Below are 15773 nucleotides of genomic sequence, written 5' to 3'. Positions count from 1 at the left end.
CGTTTACGGTAAGTTATAGAGCTTTTTCGCGTTCTCGTAAAAGATTTTACGCCGGGCCTCCGGCTTCAGCTTGCGCAGAATCCTGTCCGGCGCATCGAAATCCCAATGGGGATAATCGCTGGAGTAGAGAATCATGTTCCCCGCATCGAACATATTGAACAGGTCAACCAGATGCTGGAGGTTATCCGGCTCCTCGATCGGCTGCGTCGTCAGGAAGCAATGCTCCGCGACATACTGGCTCGGCATCTTCGTCAGCCACGGCACGGTGGATCGGAGCGCCTTGTAATTTTTGTCGAGCCGCCACATCAGCGGCGGCAGCCAGGCAATGCCGCCCTCGACGAGCACCACCTTCAGCCGGGGGAACTTGACGAACACCCCTTCGCATACGAGGCTGACCAGGTGGGCCATGAACATTTGGGAGAGACAGGTGTGCCACTCGATGTATCTCGCCGGGTAGCCGGCTGCCGTCGGAGCGGTGGAGCTTCCCCCGCCTTCCGCCCCCGGATGAATCGCGACGGGCAGCCCGTGCCGTTCGGCCGCTTCATAGATCGGATGATAGAAGCGGTGCCCCAGCGGCCAGCGCGCGGCGCTGGATATAATCACTTCGACGATGTCGGGATGATCCCCGGCACGATCGATTTCCTTGGCGGCGAGATGCGGGTCCAGCGTGGACACCGCGATCGCGCCTTTGAACGCCGAATGCCTGCCCAGCCATTCGGCAATCAGGAAGTCGTTGTAGGCGGAGCAGATGGCCGCCGCATAATCCGGGTCATGGGTCGCCGAGATATTATAGACGACTCCCGTCAAAATGGCGTACTCGATATCGTACCCCTCGATCAACTGCTTGACGAGGAGGTCGGGATCGGAGCCGGCCTTGCCGCCCCCCGGCGGGATCGAGTCCTTCTTCATGACGCCTATCGGCGAATAATAGCCGGAGCCCGCATACCCGATGCCCGATGAAGCGACCTTCGACTTCCACGGCTCCGCCAAATAGGGCACCAGGGCCGAATCGTCCTGCTCATTGTGAACATCCGCATCAATGACCTTGAATGCTTCTCCAGCTCCCATAGCGCTTCCTCCTTCGTTCCCGCGCTCTCCAGGCGCGGGCTTATTTCTTGCCGTACGTCCGGGTATAAGCCGTATCATACATGCGGAGCAGATCATCCGCGCCGAGCTTCTTCGCCTGATCGAGGAATTGCCGGTACGTCTCGTCATTGATTGGCGTTTTGCCGGTGACGAACTCGGTCAATTTTTGCTCCAAATATTTATTGAGATTGTTGAGCTTTGATTTTTCGAGCTCCAGCTCTTCCTCCGTCTTCACGATTTGCTTCGGCGCCGGCACGATGTACGGTTCATACATCTTGTTGATCTCTTTGCTCTTGTCGCTCAACCCGCGTTCCCATACCTCGCGCGACTTGGCATTGTCCAGCGTAATCAAGTCGTACCATACGCCCCAATCCTTGCGCAGCGTATTGAACGGGGACGTGCCGAATTCCTTCATATATACCGGCTTCCCGTTCTCCATCGCGTACGTCTTGCCTTCAATGCCAAGCGACAAATAATTCGATCCTTCCTCGCCGACGAGATAATCCAGGAACTGGACCGCCCTTTCCTTATCCTTGACCTTGGCGGATATCGCGCGACCCATCGCTCCAATGACCGGACGGGAGAACTGGTAGTTCTTGATGCCGTCTGCGGCGACCTGCGGAATCGCGTCGAGCTCGAATGAGGCGGTGCTTGCCTTGCGTCCCTTTTCCGTCAGAGACTCCAAGTCCGCCTTCCAGAAATACGTCACGAACGACTTGCCCTTCAGCATGCGTTCCTCCCACTGCGCCTGCGTCAGCAGGGAATATTCCGGGTCAAGGAGCTTTTCCGCATACAGCTTATTCAAAAAGATCAGCGACTCTTTATAGCCGTCGCGGTACGGCGCAAAGGCATATTTATCGGTGGCCGGATCAATGTTGAAGAAGCCCTGAATGCCGGTGAACGCCCGGCCGAATACCGTGTAGAGTCCCGTATCGCCTACAATCCCGTTCGAAATCAGCGGGTAGGAGTCCGGTTCTTTTTCTTTAAGCGCCTTCAGGAACTGATAAAATTCATCCATCGTCTCCGGCGCCTTCAGCCCGTGCTGATCCATCACGTCCTTGCGGGCATACCAGATGAAGTTGAAGCCTTTGCCTTCCGCATCCCCTTCAATGACGGGCACCGTATAGATGCCCCCGTCCGCGCCAGTGGCGACAGCCGCGGCCTCCGGATATTTTTCGTAAAACGCCTTCAAATTCGGAGCCTGCTCCAGATAGTCCTTCAAATTCAGGAATACGTTGTCAGGGCCATGATCCCGCCCCTCCTGGGTGGTGACCTGAATGAAATCGGTGACCGAGTTCGTCGCGATCATAATCTGTCTTTTCTCGTTGAGTCCCTCCTGGCTGACAATTTGAAAATCGACGCTGACGCCAGTCTTCGCCTCGATCTCCTTGAAAATCTCCCAATCCGGCCGCACCTTCCCCTCCACCCGGTCATACGCCAGCCAGGAAAATTGGATCGGGCTCTTGCCATCCGATCCGCCGGTTTCGCCCGGCGAAGCTTCTTTGTCCTTGGCGGAGCAGCCTGCCGCAGCCACGATGGCAAGCAGCGCGACAGTCAGCATCATTGCGATCGGTCTCTTTTTCATGTCCGAACCTCCTTCATTTTCATCTTCACTTCCAAGCTTCTCCTTGCCTTCCGGCCTCCCCGGTCCGTCTAACCCTTGATGCCCCCAATCATGCTGCCCTGCACAAAATATTTCTGGATAAACGGGTAGACGCACAGAATCGGCAGCGTAGCGATGATGATCATCGCGTACTTGAGCGTATCCAGATGATTTATATCCCCTTCTCCTTGCACGGTCGTTCCAGCGATGAGAATATTGCGGAGCATAATCTGCAGCGGGTACATGCTCCGGTCATTCAGATAGATCAACGCGTCGAAGAACGCGTTCCACTGGTTCACCGCCGTGAACAGGCCGATGGTCACCATGACCGGCATCGACAGCGGCAGCACGATCCGCAGCAGCACCTGGAGGGAATTGCAGCCGTCCATCGTGGCGGCATCCTCCAGCTCCTCGGGCAGCGCTTCGAAGAACGTCCGCATGATGAACAAGTACCACGTCGAGACAAGGGACGGAAGCACGATGGCCCAGATCGTATCGAGCAGGCCCAGCTTTTGCACGACCAGGAACGTCGGAATCATCCCGCCGCTGAACAGCAGCGTGAAGGCGGCCATGAGCAGAATCATTCGCCGCCCCGGCAGCCATTTTTTCGACAGCGGGTAGGCCATGGCCGCCGTCACGATAAGCGTTAGCGCCACCTGCAGAACCGTGTACCGGATCGTATTCCAATAGCTGATCCACAGATCGGGATTGGTCACCAACTGCTCATACGCCACCAGCGTCACCTGCTTCGGGAACAGGAGCACCTCCCCGCTGGCTACCAGCGCATTGTCGGAGATCGAAGCCGAGAACACATAGACCATCGGATACATCATCATGATGACAAGCAGAATCATGAGCAAGATGTTGATGGCGTCGAAAATCCGGGACCCTAGACTGGCTTTGATTTTCACGGAATTCCCCTCCTACCACAGACTCGTCTCGGAATATTTGCGGACGATCCGGTTCGCCGCCACGACCAGTATGAGCCCGATTACCGACTGGAACAGGCCGACGGCCGTCGCGAAGCTGAAATCGGCATCGAGAATTCCCCGGCGGTAGACAAAGGTATTGATGACATCCGATGTCTCATAATTCATCGAGTTGTACAGCAGCAGAATCTTCTGGAATCCCGTCTCCATAAAATGGCCGAGCGTCAGCACGAACAGAACAATCATGACCGGCAGCATGCCGACCAGCGTAATATGCCGGATTTGCTGGAACCGGTTCGCTCCGTCCATTTTGGCCGCTTCATACAGCGTAGGATTAATGCCGGCGATGGCAGCCAGATACAGAATCGTGCCCCAGCCGATCTTCTGCCAGATCTCGGACCCGACGTAGATGGTGCGGAACCATTCGGGGAGACCGAGGAACATCATCGGCTCCATCCCGAACACCTTCACGAGCAGATGATTGACCACCCCGGTCGTCGGCGACAAAAAGGTAACGAGAATTCCCGCGATAACGACCGTAGAGAGAAAGTGGGGCATATAGCTGACGCTCTGGACAAATCCTTTGAACCATTTGTTGCGCAGCTCATGGAATAAAATGGCCAAAATAATCGGAGACGGAAAATGAAACAGCAGATCGTACACATTCAGCATGATCGTGTTCCGAATCAGCTTCCAGGAGTCCGGCGTGACGTAGAAAAATTCAATGAAATGCTTCAGCCCCACGAACTTGCTGCCGAGAATCCCTTTGCCGATAGAAAAATCCTGAAAAGCGATAATGATGCCGTACATGGGCACATACTTGAAGATAATGTAATATAAAATTCCCGGGAGCATCAGCAGGTAGAGCACCTTATGTTTTTTGACGAGATACCGGAATCGGGCTTTCTTCGTCATGGCCTTCCTCCTTTCAAGTAAACGCTTGCAAAAAAAGCGTTGGCCTAACTATAAGGAACGGAAGGCGCCCCCGTAAAGCGACCGTATTTGTGTCGGGGTCCATTTTCTTGGAGGCCGTGGGAGCCGGGTTTTCCCTTTCCTTTGGCGAAAAAAAAGAGACTCCGGAAAATAAAGAGTCCCTGTTGCGCGTTACTGATGAAGCGCCCGGTATTTCGCCGGGGTAATGCCTTCATATTTACGGAACATTCGAATGAATGAATTCCGGCCCCAATAGCCGACTTTGGCGGCGATATCATCCATTTTCAAATCCGTTTGCAGGAGCAGCTCCTTCGCTTTGGCCAACCGGTATTTGGCGATATATTCCACATACTTTTCCCCGACTTCCTCCTTAAATGTGCGGCTAAAATGCCCGACCGACATGTTCATCGCCGCGGCGAACTGCTCGATCGACAATTCTTCATCATAGTGCTCATGAATATAAGCCAAAATATCAGTCAACTTGCGGCAGCGTTCATCCGGAAGCGCCGGCTCGAACAGCATTCCGTGGAACTCCCGGAAGCAGCCCTTCACTTCATCCACCGTCATGCAGGCATTCACTCTTTCGAACCATCCCGCGTAAAAAGGCACATTGAAATCTTTGCGCTCCGTCTCTACGGCACGCACCCATGTGTTCAAAATATCCGTGCACAAACATTTGATTTGACGGGCCGTGGCCTTTTGGCGGACGCCTTCTTCCACCATCTCATAGACCGATTCCAGCAGCCTGTCATATTCTCGTGTTTTGTACCGGTTCAGAATCCGGTTCACTTCCTGCACGCTCAAAAACGTATCGAACGGGGGCGCATCCCATGAGCTCTGTCCGCTGCAGATTTCCACATCGGCATACAGCCCCCGGCGCTCCAGCATCAAGACCGCATGTTCATAAGACAGATGCAGCTCCTCTATTCCGTGTACTGTGCTCCCGATGCCAATCGTCGCTTTGAAATAGCTGGCATACAGCTGGAGAGCCACCTTGATAATGTTCGCATCCTCCTCCGGGCTCAGCTTCAGGAGCGGCTCCTTGTGAATGACGCAGGCCAGCAGATTGGGCTTCATCTGACAGATCCACGTCGGTGAAGGGACGATCTGCATCATGCGCTCCTTCAGCTCCGCCATCAGGAATGATTTGGATGTCTCCGACAGCGGCCCATACACCTTCGGATCGAAATGCAGGGCAATGGCCAGCACGGTCCGCGCCGCTTTCTTCGCATACACGAAATCAATTTCGGCAGCGTACGTCTCGATGGACAGAGCGTCTCTGTATTCGCCCTGCACCATTTTGGTGACAAAATGCTCCTGCACGATCGGCAGCATCCCGGTCACCCTTTGGGACAACGCTTTATTTTCCGAGATAATGAGCCGGGAATAGCGCTTAATCACATCATAATCGTTCCTCTCGCCCGGTTGAAGCGGTTCCGCCGTCCGGTGGGATTTCAGGCTTTCCTTAATCTCCGCAATAGGCTGATAAACCCGCCGGCTTAAATAGTACGAGACCAAGCTTCCCACGACAACGAAAAAGGCAAGAAAGATCCAGCTAATGAGCCGCGTCACCTGAGCGGGCTTCATCAGCGTAGGCAGATCGACAAGACTCAAGTAATAGGAAGAATCGTCGAACCGGGATTTCACCAAGGAAACCGCTTTATCTTCGGCAATGAGAAAATGGGATGTTCCGTCCGTCAACGGGAGCGAGAGGCGGCGAATTCCGTCCGTAACGAGGCCGTTCTGGCCGAGGATAGCTCCCCCGCTCCCCAGGATAGCTGTACCGGATACCCAATTCTCGGGGATCTGAATCAGATGCTGCAGTTTGTCCCTGTTCACATCCACGACCAGGTACACATCGGGAAGCGGGGTATTGAAGGGATAGCTCACCAGTGCCGACAGACTGCCGTTGTCCGGCTTCGTAAACTCGATCATTTTTTTATTCGTAAAGTGAGCCAAATAAGCCGCTTTCTCATCCTCATTCATCGGATAACGGAAATCGAAATAATACGCCTTATCCGTAGACGTATCCGCGTCAATGACCAAATCATGATGAACAAAAAACAGATACGCCCTCGCCACCAGTTCGTCGGACTGCAGCTTAATCAACTGCTCCCGCAGCGAGTGAATCAGCTCCATGCGCCGCTGCGGGTCCCCGGATTCATCGTCCGCCTCCCGCAACAAGCTGCGGATATGGGAGGCGCTGAGCATATTGATCATGTTCGTCTTCAGGGCATTCAAGGCCGTATCCGTCTGCGCGGAGAAATGGCTTAACACAACGTTATTCAGCTTCTGCGCATCCTTCTCAATCAGAGAGACGACCAGGAAGTGGGCCAACGCGCAAGCGACAATGACAGGAATGAGAATGATGACGAAGTAAATGGAAAAATGCCGCCAAAACAAAGCGATTTGAAACGAACGAGGCTTTCGAATCGGGTTCATGTCCGCCTACCCCCTTGCATCTTCATCGTGAGACGAAGGGAACAACACGGGAGGAAGGTCAAGACTAAGCTGGAACCCCTTCGTTAGCTGTATTATACATCACATCTGCCTCTCCAACCGGGGTCTGATCATTTTCCATGAGCCGGATCAACGGCTTTTTCCCGCGCATGCAGTAACCATTGATGACCTTATGCACAATATCCCATCGGGTCAGACGGACAGTTCCTTTGGCGCTCCTTATGCTCAATATCCCATCGGGTCAGGCGGGCAGTTCCTTTGGCGCTCCTTTTGCTCAATATCCCATCGGGTCAGACGGACAGTTCCTTTGGCGCTCCTTATGCTCAATATCCCATCGGGTCAGGCGGGCAGTTCCTTTGGCGCTCCTTTTGCTCAATATCCCATCGGGTCAGACGGGCAGTTCCTTTAGCGCTCCTTTTGCTCAATATCCCATCGGGTCAGACGGGCAGTTCCTTTGGCGCTCCTTATGCTCGATATCCCATCGGGTCAGACGGACAGTTCCTTTGGCGCTCCTTTTGCTCAATATCCCATCGGGTCAGGCGGACACTTCCTTTGGCGTTCCTTATGCTCAATATCCCATCGGGCCAGGCGGACAGTTCCTTTGGCGCTCCTTATGCTCGATATCCCATCGGGTCAGACGGACAGTTCCTTTGGCGCTCCTTTTGCTCAATATCCCATCGGGTCAGGCGGACAGTTCCTTTGGCGCTCCTTTTGCTCAATATCCCATCGGGTCAGACGGACAGTTCCTTTGGCGCTCTTTATGCTCAATATCCCGTCCACTCAGATCCGTCATCTTTTTCGAGCCCCCCTATGGAAATCGTGATGGTACCAACTCGCCTGCGCGATAGGGATAGCGATCTTATGTACGATCAAAGATATTCAACTCTCCTGTGCCACGGGGATAACGGCCATAAGCACTAACGAGGATACCCAACTCGCCTGTCCGACGGGGATACCGACCAGAAGCACTAACGAGGATACCCAACTCTCCTGCGCGACGGGGATAGCGAGCATAAGAGACAAAGAGGAGCCCATTCATAAAAAAAGACGGCTTTCGGCCGTCTTTTTCTGCGAACATTATGTTTATTCTGGAGTTCCGGGCTTCGGGATAAAAGAAAAAATCTCGCCGCTCTCCAGTGCATCTATTAATTGATCCAGCCAGTGGTAATACTGCTCCGCTTCCTGCATCTTGGCAATGTCCGCCTGAACGATGCCGCGCAGCGTCTCGTCCTCGCCGTGCGCTGCGAGCAGGTTCTCGAGTTCTCGCTTGGAACGCCGGATGGCGGATAAGTTGACTTCGATGGCCTTGCGCCACTTGATGCCGAAGTAATCGGCGAAGGTCTGGTACCAGTCCGGCTCCACTTCGTACAAGTCTTTCCGCGTGCCTTTGCCCCATACCTTGTGCACCATCTTCATATCCACCAGCGTACGGACCCCTGTGCTCATGCTCGTCTTGCTCATTTCCATTTCCTTGCCCATCTCATCCAGCGTCATCGGATGATCGCTGAAAAATAACAAACCGTACAAATGGCCTGTGGATTGAGTCATTCCGTATAGGTCCATATTTTGACCGATCGCTTCTATGACACGATTGCGAGCTTTTTCCACCGCCCCTTGTTGTTCCTGCGTCAACTGCGCGAACGTTGCCATGTGCTAATTCCTCCTGTGCCGAACCTGGCTGCTGCTAGTTATTCGACTCCTTATAAATGATACCGTAGTCATTGATTATAGAGGAAGATGAGGTCGACTCGGGACGGCTCGGCAATCCCGCATCTCCTAACGGTACAAGGCGTCATCGAACATTGTATGAGAGTTAGATTCAAAAGTAAAGTACCGGATAGGTCAGCATTCTTTAGGAAAGCCGAGCATATGACAGCATAAGTTTGTACAGTTTTTACTGAACGTAATTTACAAACGGTTTTAAAGGTTGTTATTGAAAATTTTCAAAGGTTACAATAGAAAGCGTTGGAAAAACGAATTCGGGCAAGACAAGAGAGGTGAAACGATTGTCTATCATTAAAGTCAACGGAGTGACCAAAATATTCGGTCCGCAAGCGCAGCGCGCGCTCACTCTGCTGAAGCAAGGGTGGTCCCGGGAACGGCTCGCCACAGAAAAACAAGCGACTGTTGCCGTCAATCAGGTCTCTTTCTCCGTCGAGCCAGGCGAAATTTTTGTTATTATGGGCCTCTCCGGGAGCGGGAAGTCCACGCTGGTGAGAATGCTGAATCGTCTGATCGAACCGACGGACGGAGATATCTGGTTAAAAGATCGGAATATCTCCAAGCTGAACGAGTCGGAATTGCGGGAAGTCCGCCGCAAGACGATCGGTATGGTGTTCCAGAAGTTCGCACTCTTTCCTCATCGGACCGTCCTCGACAATGCCGCATATGGCCTCGAAATTCAAGGAATGGCGAAGGAAGAACGCTACCGCAAGGCGCGTGAAGCTCTCGGATTGGTCGGACTCGAGGGCTGGGAGCAGAAATATCCCGACGAATTGAGCGGCGGCATGCAGCAGCGGGTTGGACTGGCGAGAGCGCTGGCCAACGATCCGGATGTTCTCCTGATGGATGAAGCATTTAGTGCGCTCGATCCGCTTATCCGCCGGGATATGCAGGACGAACTCCTCGAATTGCAGCAAAAGATGCATAAAACAATCATTTTTATTACCCATGATTTGGACGAAGCTCTCCGCATCGGAGATCGAATCGCGTTGTTAAAAGACGGGAAGCTGATCCAGATCGGCACCCCGGAACAAATGCTGATGGATCCGGCAGACGAATACGTGGAGCGATTCGTTGAAGGGGTGGACTTATCGAAGGTGCTGACGGCAGCGCACATCATGCGCCGGCCAGAGACGGTATCCCTTGACAGGGGGCCTCGCGTAGCCCTGCAGCTCATGCGGGATATCGGCATCTCAACCCTATTCGTCGTGGGCAAAGATAAGTCACTTCAAGGGGTCGTTACAGCCGAGCAGGCCAGTGAGGCGGCACGCAGCGGCAAGTCATTGCAGGAAGTCATGTTCACCGACGTCCCTACCGTATCGCCGGATGTGCTGCTGAACGATCTGTTCGCGTTGTCGGGCGAGGCCAAGCTTCCAATCGCTGTCGTCCAGCCGGACGGGAGGCTGATGGGCGCGATCGTGCGCGGAGCGGTTCTTGGCGCGCTGGCCGGCAATGTGCCGCATGGACCGAATGGAACGAACGAAGCGGCAGGAGCGGATACAGCCGCATCAGACACGGAAGGGATGGTGATGTCGCATGCGACTGCCGATAGGTAATTGGGTCGAAGAGGGAGTGAACTGGCTCGGCACGAATGCCGACGGGTTCTTTGAATTTCTATCCAAATTGATCGAACGCAGCGTCGAAAGCATCACTGATCTGCTTACCTGGCCATCGGCCTACATTTTAATTGCAATCTTTACGGTGCTGGCCTTCCTGATCGGACGCTGGTCCTTGTCCTTACTGACCTTGATCGGACTGTTCATCATCGAAGCGCTCGGCTATTGGGAGCCGACGATGAGCACGCTGGCCCTCGTCATCGTAGCGACAATATTATCTATCGTTATCGGCATTCCGCTCGGAATCGCCTGCGGACGTTCGGACAGCGTCTCCCGGATTATGCGTCCGGTGCTGGATTTCATGCAGACGATGCCCGCCTTCGTATATTTGCTTCCAGCCGTATTTCTGTTCGGGCTCGGCATCGTGCCTGGCGTCATTGCCTCGGTCATCTTTGCCGTGCCGCCGACAATCCGGCTGACCGAGCTTGGCATTCGCCAAGTGCCTGAAGACATGATGGAGGCCGCTTCCGCCTTCGGCTCCACGCCGATGCAGACCTTATGGAAAGTGCAGCTTCCCGTCGCCATGCCGACCTTGATGGCCGGCGTGAACCAGACGATTATGCTGTCGCTGTCCATGGTCGTCATCGCCTCCATGATCGGGGCCCAAGGGATTGGGGCCGAAGTCTACCGTTCCGTTACCCAGCTGAAGATCGGCCAAGGCTTCGAGGCAGGCCTCGCTGTCGTGCTGCTGGCCATTATACTGGACCGGTTCTCTCAGCATAGTTTCAAAAAAAATAAATCCAAAAAACAAGGAGCGTGATGTGCATGAAGCATAATCGAACGAGACGTTGGATGTTGTTGGGTCTTATCGCGATAATCGGATGGACGCTGGCGGGCTGTTCCGGTTCTTCCAGCCCATCTGGAGGAGCGGACGGCAGTGGATCATCTGCAGGCGGCAATCAGACGGCAAGCGTTGGCGATTCCGTCGATTACAAAATTGTCGGGATCGACGCCGGTGCGGGGATTATGCAGTCAACCGAAAAAGCGCTCCAGGAATACGGCCTCGACAAATGGAAGCTCGTTGAGGGTTCGGGCGCCGCTATGACCGCGGCTTTGGACAAAGCGATCAAGAAACAGGAGCCGATTATTATTACGGGCTGGACGCCGCATTGGAAATTCGCCAAATACGATCTCAAATATTTGGAGGATCCGAAAGGGGTCTACGGCGGAGATGAGCAGATCCATACGATCGCCCGAACAGGCTTGAAGGAAGACGATCCGAACGCGCATAAGGTGCTTGATCAGTTCGAATGGACGGCAGACGACATGGCGCAGGTCATGGTTGCCGTTCACGACGGCAAGAACCCGGAAGAAGCCGCCAAGGAATGGGTCGACGCGAATGCGGACAAAGTTGACAAGTGGATCGAAGGCGCACAGCCTGCAGACGGCAAAAAGCTGAAGCTCGGCTATGTGGCCTGGGATTCGGAGATTGCCAGCACGAACGTCATCGCATACGTCCTGCAGGAGAAGCTCGGCTACAAGGTCGATCTGCTCCAGGTCGAAGCCGGTCCGATGTGGACGGGCGTCGCCAATGGGGATGTCGATGCGATTGTAGCTGCATGGCTCCCAACGACGCACAAAGACTATTATGACAAATTCAAGGATCAAATCGATGATCTCGGTCCTAACCTGAACGGCACCAAAATCGGTCTCGTTGTTCCGGCTTATATGGACATTAACTCTATCGAAGATCTGAAATAAGAGAAGGGGCCCGCTTGGGCCCCTTTTGGCTTGCTGTTCCGCCAAAGAGGGGGATGCACGGCTGGCCTGTTCCAATATGCGGGAATGCGTGCCGATCCCCTTCCCCCGAAGCTCAGCCGTGCAAAGTCCCGGCGCTGGCGCCCCGCTCCTCCTCCGCGTCCGCATGAAGAATGACGGCGCGCAGCGCTTGCACGATCGAGTCAAGCGACATGCTCGGCTTGCCTGGATAAGCGGCTGCCTGTTGTGGCAAGAATGGGATATGGATGAATCCCGCCGGGATCCGTTCCTTCTCGTGACGGCCGGCCAATTCATGCATTAGCGTATAGAAAATGGAGTTGCAGACAAACGTCCCGGCCGTATACGACACCGAGCACGGAATGCCCGCCTCCAGCACGGCGCGCCGCAGCGCCTTCACCGGCAGCGTCGCCCAATAGGCGGCAGGGCCTCCCGGGACGACCTCATCATCCGTCGGCTGATTGCCGTCATTGTCCGCGATGCGGGCATCCGCCAGATTGATCGCGACTCGCTCCAGCGTGATGTCCGGACGGCCGCCGGCTTGTCCGACACAGATGACGGCCGCGGGGTCGCAAGCGGCCATCGCGTCGCGAAGCGTCGCCCCGGCCCGCGCGAATGAAGTCGGCAGCTGCGCCGCCTGCACCCGATACCGTCCCAGCGCCGCGCCGTCGAGCGCGCGGACCGCCTCCCAGGACGGATTGATCGATTCGCCTCCGAACGGATCGAAGCCGGTCAGCAATAATGTGTTGCTCATACCCCCACCTCCAATGGCTTGCTTCATTTTCAAGCTTGGTTAAATATGCTATCCTTGTGCTGTCTGTGCTGAAAGCCGGCCTTTTGTGGCAAGAATTGAAAGGAGCTGCGATTCGAATGACGCAATTAGATATTTCTTCTCTTATTTTATTGGGGCTCGCCGGATTGGGCATCATCAGCGGCAATTCGACCGTCACGATCGCGATGGTCATCCTGCTGCTGCTGCGCGTCACCCAGTTGCAGAGCCTGTTCCCCTGGATAGAGAAATACGGCCTCACGATTGGAATTATCATTCTTACCGTCGGGGTCATGTCCCCGATCGCCAGCGGCTCCATGTCTATCGAGACGATTCTGCAATCGTTCCTGCATTGGAAATCGCTCTTGGCCGTCGCGGTCGGAATGCTGGTCGCCTACCTGGGCGGCCGGGGCGCCCATCTGATGACGCAATCGCCGACCGTCGTCGCCGGACTGCTTATCGGAACCGTGCTCGGCGTCGCGCTGTTCCGCGGCGTTCCGGTAGGGCCGCTAATCGCGGCGGGCATCTTGTCGCTGCTGCTTGGCCGCTCTTGAATAGAGTGGCGGCCCCCCTCCCCGTGGCCGTTCGGGCCGGCCCATAGTTAGCGGAAGTGTCTGCCATCCTAGCCCGAAGGAGACAATGTCCGCTTCGGGTACCCCGCCTTCCATCATACGACGAAAGCGGACGATCCGGCAACGGTGAGGGTTCCGGGATGCATGCGAATCCCCCCACGGCGGCTCATTTCAAAAAAATGGTTGACAATGCCGGAAGCTCGGTGCTAGAATCTACAAACAGATACGGCAGCGCGGTGATGCGCAGCCCATCCACACTACTTCAGAAAGGCAGGTAAATCCAATGCGTAATGCAATTGTTTTGGCACTTGCGGCGCTAGCTGCGCGGCCTCGAACTTCATATCGCAGGAGCCCTGCCGGAAGCTGCGTTCCTCCTCGTTGAGAAGAGGAGCACAATTCTGAAGCGGGAAGCGCGGCGAAGTGATCGGATCACTCGCTGTCCCATCGAACTTGCCGTAATGTGCAAGCCGGTGATGCTTCCTCGTCATGCGGGCGCCACATCGCTCGTACATATCGCCTTACGCAACCTAAGGCATATCGTTCACGAACGATATGCCTTTTTTGTTTTTCCCATTTTGCCAAGAGACAAGGAAGTGACAAAATGCTATCGGTTTTATTCAAGCTCGGCTGGTTCTTCAAAGAACATAAGACGAGGTACATTGTGGGTGTCGTGATGCTGATCGTCGTCGGCATCATCGAGCTCGTCCCCCCTCGCATCCTGGGGGTCGCCATCGATGACATTGTACGAGGGGGCATTACATGGGGCAAATTGACATCCTATCTTCTCCTCATACTGGGCACGATGGTGGTCATTTATGCCATCACGTACGTATGGATGTATCAGATTTTCGGCGGAGCGAACCTGGTAGAACGCAAGCTTCGCTCCAAGCTGATGCGTCATTTTCTCAAAATGACGCCTCCGTTCTTCGAGAAAAACCGCACCGGGGACCTGATGGCCCGGGCGACCAATGACCTTCGTTCCGTAGCGCAGACAGCCGGATTCGGCATGCTCACCTTGACGGATTCGACGGCATTCCTCCTCATCGTGCTGTTCGCGATGTTCATGATTCAATGGAAGCTGACGCTGGCCGCCCTGCTGCCGCTCCCGTTCATCGCCATCGCGATGAATGTGTTCGGCAAGAAGATTCATGAACGCTATATGATCGCCCAAGATGCGTTCGGAAGCATGAACGATCAAGTGCTGGAGTCGGTCGGCGGCGTGCGCGTCATCCGCGCCTACGTGCAGGAGAAGTCCGATGAAGCCCGCTTCCGCGACATTACCCAGGACGTCTATAACAAGAACCTGGCCGTCGCCTGGGTGGACGCCCTGTTCGATCCGACGATTCGGCTGTTCATCGGTCTGAGCTACGTGATCGGGCTCGGCTACGGCGCCTATCTTATCATTCATAACGAGCTGACCCTCGGGGAGCTGCTCGCGTTCAATATGTACCTTGGAATGATGATCTGGCCGATGTTCGCCATCGGCAACCTGATTAACGTGATGCAGCGCGGCAACGCCTCGCTCGATCGGGTCAACGAAGTGCTGAACTATACGCCGGACGTGCAGGACGGCGAGCATACGAAGGATGTCGCCGTACCGGAGACGATGACATGGAGCAACTACAAGTTCCGGTACCCGACTTCGACGACAGACAACCTGAATCTCGGCGCCCTGACGGTGCGCAAAGGGCAGACGCTCGGCATTGTCGGCCGGACCGGAAGCGGCAAATCGACCTTCGTCAAGCAGCTGCTGCGGGAATATCCGGTCGGGGAAGGCGACTTCCGCATTAATGGCATCCCGGCGGAGCAGATCCCGATCGATCGGCTGCACAGCTGGATCGGATATGTTCCGCAGGAACAGATTTTGTTCTCCAAGACCGTTAAGCAAAATATTTTATTCGGCCGTTCCGGCGCGGGTGACGACGACGTAATGAGCGCGATCGAGACTGCCTCCTTCACCCATGACGTGCCTGCGCTGGTGCACGGGGTCGAAACATTGGTCGGCGAGCGGGGCGTCGCCTTGTCCGGAGGCCAGAAGCAGCGGGTCTCGCTGGCGCGGGCCTTCATCAAGGATCCGGAAATATTGATCCTCGACGATGCGCTCTCTGCTGTCGATGCGCGCACCGAAGCAAATATTATCAGCAACATTCGCGAGCAGCGCGCGGGCAAGACGACCCTGATAACGACGCATCGGTTGTCGGCCGTCGAGCATGCCGACTGGATCATCGTGCTGGATGACGGCAAGATCGTCGAAGAAGGCACGCATGACGACTTGCTGAAGCAGGATGGCTGGTACAAGGAGCAATACGAGCGCCAGCAGCTGGAATCCGGGCTGTAGGACGTGCTCGGCCGTCCAGCACGGGCATT

The 15773-nt window shown here is 55.1% G+C and carries 13 protein-coding genes; 5 read left to right on the top strand and 8 right to left on the bottom strand.

The annotated features are described in order from the left end of the window. Positions 1–3 precede the first annotated feature (3 nt). From L6439_RS07780 to L6439_RS07755, 6 genes are all read right to left on the bottom strand, one after another. On the bottom strand, positions 4–1068 hold the full coding sequence (locus L6439_RS07780; RefSeq protein WP_213468998.1) for an amidohydrolase family protein: 1065 nt from the start codon (positions 1066–1068) through the stop codon (positions 4–6). Between the two features lie 40 nt (positions 1069–1108). Next, the gene (locus tag L6439_RS07775) at positions 1109–2671 is read right to left on the bottom strand and encodes an extracellular solute-binding protein (protein ID WP_213468997.1); all 1563 of its coding nucleotides are present in this window, start codon (positions 2669–2671) and stop codon (positions 1109–1111) included. Between the two features lie 68 nt (positions 2672–2739). Next, positions 2740–3600, bottom strand: coding sequence for a carbohydrate ABC transporter permease (locus tag L6439_RS07770; protein ID WP_213468996.1), 861 nt, complete (start codon positions 3598–3600; stop codon positions 2740–2742). A 12-nt stretch (positions 3601–3612) separates the two neighbouring features. Beyond that, a complete protein-coding gene (locus tag L6439_RS07765) occupies positions 3613–4533 on the bottom strand; it encodes an ABC transporter permease (RefSeq protein WP_213468995.1) in 921 nt (306 codons plus the stop codon). Between the two features lie 189 nt (positions 4534–4722). After that, the gene (locus tag L6439_RS07760) at positions 4723–6993 is read right to left on the bottom strand and encodes a helix-turn-helix domain-containing protein (protein ID WP_213468994.1); all 2271 of its coding nucleotides are present in this window, start codon (positions 6991–6993) and stop codon (positions 4723–4725) included. A 1101-nt stretch (positions 6994–8094) separates the two neighbouring features. Further along, positions 8095–8661 carry a GbsR/MarR family transcriptional regulator gene (locus L6439_RS07755; protein ID WP_213468993.1) on the bottom strand — a complete coding sequence of 189 codons (567 nt, stop codon included), beginning with the start codon at positions 8659–8661 and terminating at the stop codon, positions 8095–8097. 356 nt (positions 8662–9017) lie between these two features. Between L6439_RS07755 and L6439_RS07750 the strand changes: the two genes are divergently transcribed. The 3 genes from L6439_RS07750 to L6439_RS07740 are packed head-to-tail and all read left to right on the top strand — an operon-like array spanning position 9018 to position 12050. Further along, positions 9018–10289 (top strand): quaternary amine ABC transporter ATP-binding protein, encoded by a 1272-nt coding sequence (locus tag L6439_RS07750; RefSeq protein WP_168179019.1) that lies wholly within the window; start codon positions 9018–9020, stop codon positions 10287–10289. After that, a complete protein-coding gene (locus L6439_RS07745; protein ID WP_213468992.1) occupies positions 10270–11109 on the top strand; it encodes an ABC transporter permease in 840 nt (279 codons plus the stop codon). Before L6439_RS07750 ends, L6439_RS07745 begins: the two co-directional genes overlap by 20 nt. A gap of 5 nt (positions 11110–11114) precedes the next feature. Next, entirely contained in the window at positions 11115–12050 is a 936-nt protein-coding gene (locus L6439_RS07740) for a glycine betaine ABC transporter substrate-binding protein (RefSeq protein WP_168179020.1), read from the top strand. Between the two features lie 112 nt (positions 12051–12162). On the opposite strand, the gene pcp is transcribed toward L6439_RS07740, so the two are convergent. Continuing rightward, positions 12163–12819, bottom strand: a complete 657-nt coding sequence (pcp, locus tag L6439_RS07735) for a pyroglutamyl-peptidase I (RefSeq protein WP_168179021.1) — start codon at positions 12817–12819, stop codon at positions 12163–12165. A 116-nt stretch (positions 12820–12935) separates the two neighbouring features. Here pcp and L6439_RS07730 point away from each other — a divergent pair, with 116 nt between their 5' ends. Beyond that, positions 12936–13388, top strand: a complete 453-nt coding sequence (locus L6439_RS07730) for a DUF441 domain-containing protein (RefSeq protein ID WP_213468991.1) — start codon at positions 12936–12938, stop codon at positions 13386–13388. A gap of 275 nt (positions 13389–13663) precedes the next feature. Here the strand turns inward: L6439_RS07730 and L6439_RS07725 are convergent, their stop codons facing one another. After that, positions 13664–13894 (bottom strand): hypothetical protein, encoded by a 231-nt coding sequence (locus tag L6439_RS07725; protein ID WP_168179023.1) that lies wholly within the window; start codon positions 13892–13894, stop codon positions 13664–13666. Between the two features lie 113 nt (positions 13895–14007). Between L6439_RS07725 and L6439_RS07720 the strand changes: the two genes are divergently transcribed. Next, complete coding sequence (locus tag L6439_RS07720; RefSeq protein ID WP_213468990.1) at positions 14008–15744, top strand: ABC transporter ATP-binding protein; 1737 nt, start codon at positions 14008–14010, stop codon at positions 15742–15744. The last annotated feature ends 29 nt before the right edge of the window (positions 15745–15773 follow it).

Origin of the sequence: Paenibacillus dendritiformis (genome assembly GCF_021654795.1) — a bacterium.
Taxonomy (GTDB): Bacteria; Bacillota; Bacilli; order Paenibacillales; family Paenibacillaceae; genus Paenibacillus_B.
The sequence above is the reverse complement of the archived record's forward strand: the minus strand, read 5'-3'. Positions and strand labels throughout refer to the sequence as shown.

Bases quoted from the DNA above. Each gene is read 5' to 3' on its own strand.
- L6439_RS07780 (WP_213468998.1), bottom strand. From the start codon at position 1,068: ATGGGAGCTGGAGAAGCATTCAAGGTCATTGATGCGGATGTTCACAAT.
- L6439_RS07775 (WP_213468997.1), bottom strand. From the start codon at position 2,671: ATGAAAAAGAGACCGATCGCAATGATGCTGACTGTCGCGCTGCTTGCC.
- L6439_RS07765 (WP_213468995.1), bottom strand. From the start codon at position 4,533: ATGACGAAGAAAGCCCGATTCCGGTATCTCGTCAAAAAACATAAGGTG.
- L6439_RS07760 (WP_213468994.1), bottom strand. From the start codon at position 6,993: ATGAACCCGATTCGAAAGCCTCGTTCGTTTCAAATCGCTTTGTTTTGG.
- L6439_RS07755 (WP_213468993.1), bottom strand. From the start codon at position 8,661: ATGGCAACGTTCGCGCAGTTGACGCAGGAACAACAAGGGGCGGTGGAA.
- L6439_RS07745 (WP_213468992.1), top strand. From the start codon at position 10,270: ATGCGACTGCCGATAGGTAATTGGGTCGAAGAGGGAGTGAACTGGCTC.
- L6439_RS07740 (WP_168179020.1), top strand. From the start codon at position 11,115: ATGAAGCATAATCGAACGAGACGTTGGATGTTGTTGGGTCTTATCGCG.
- pcp (WP_168179021.1), bottom strand. From the start codon at position 12,819: ATGAGCAACACATTATTGCTGACCGGCTTCGATCCGTTCGGAGGCGAA.
- L6439_RS07730 (WP_213468991.1), top strand. From the start codon at position 12,936: ATGACGCAATTAGATATTTCTTCTCTTATTTTATTGGGGCTCGCCGGA.
- L6439_RS07725 (WP_168179023.1), bottom strand. From the start codon at position 13,894: ATGACGAGGAAGCATCACCGGCTTGCACATTACGGCAAGTTCGATGGG.
- L6439_RS07720 (WP_213468990.1), top strand. From the start codon at position 14,008: ATGCTATCGGTTTTATTCAAGCTCGGCTGGTTCTTCAAAGAACATAAG.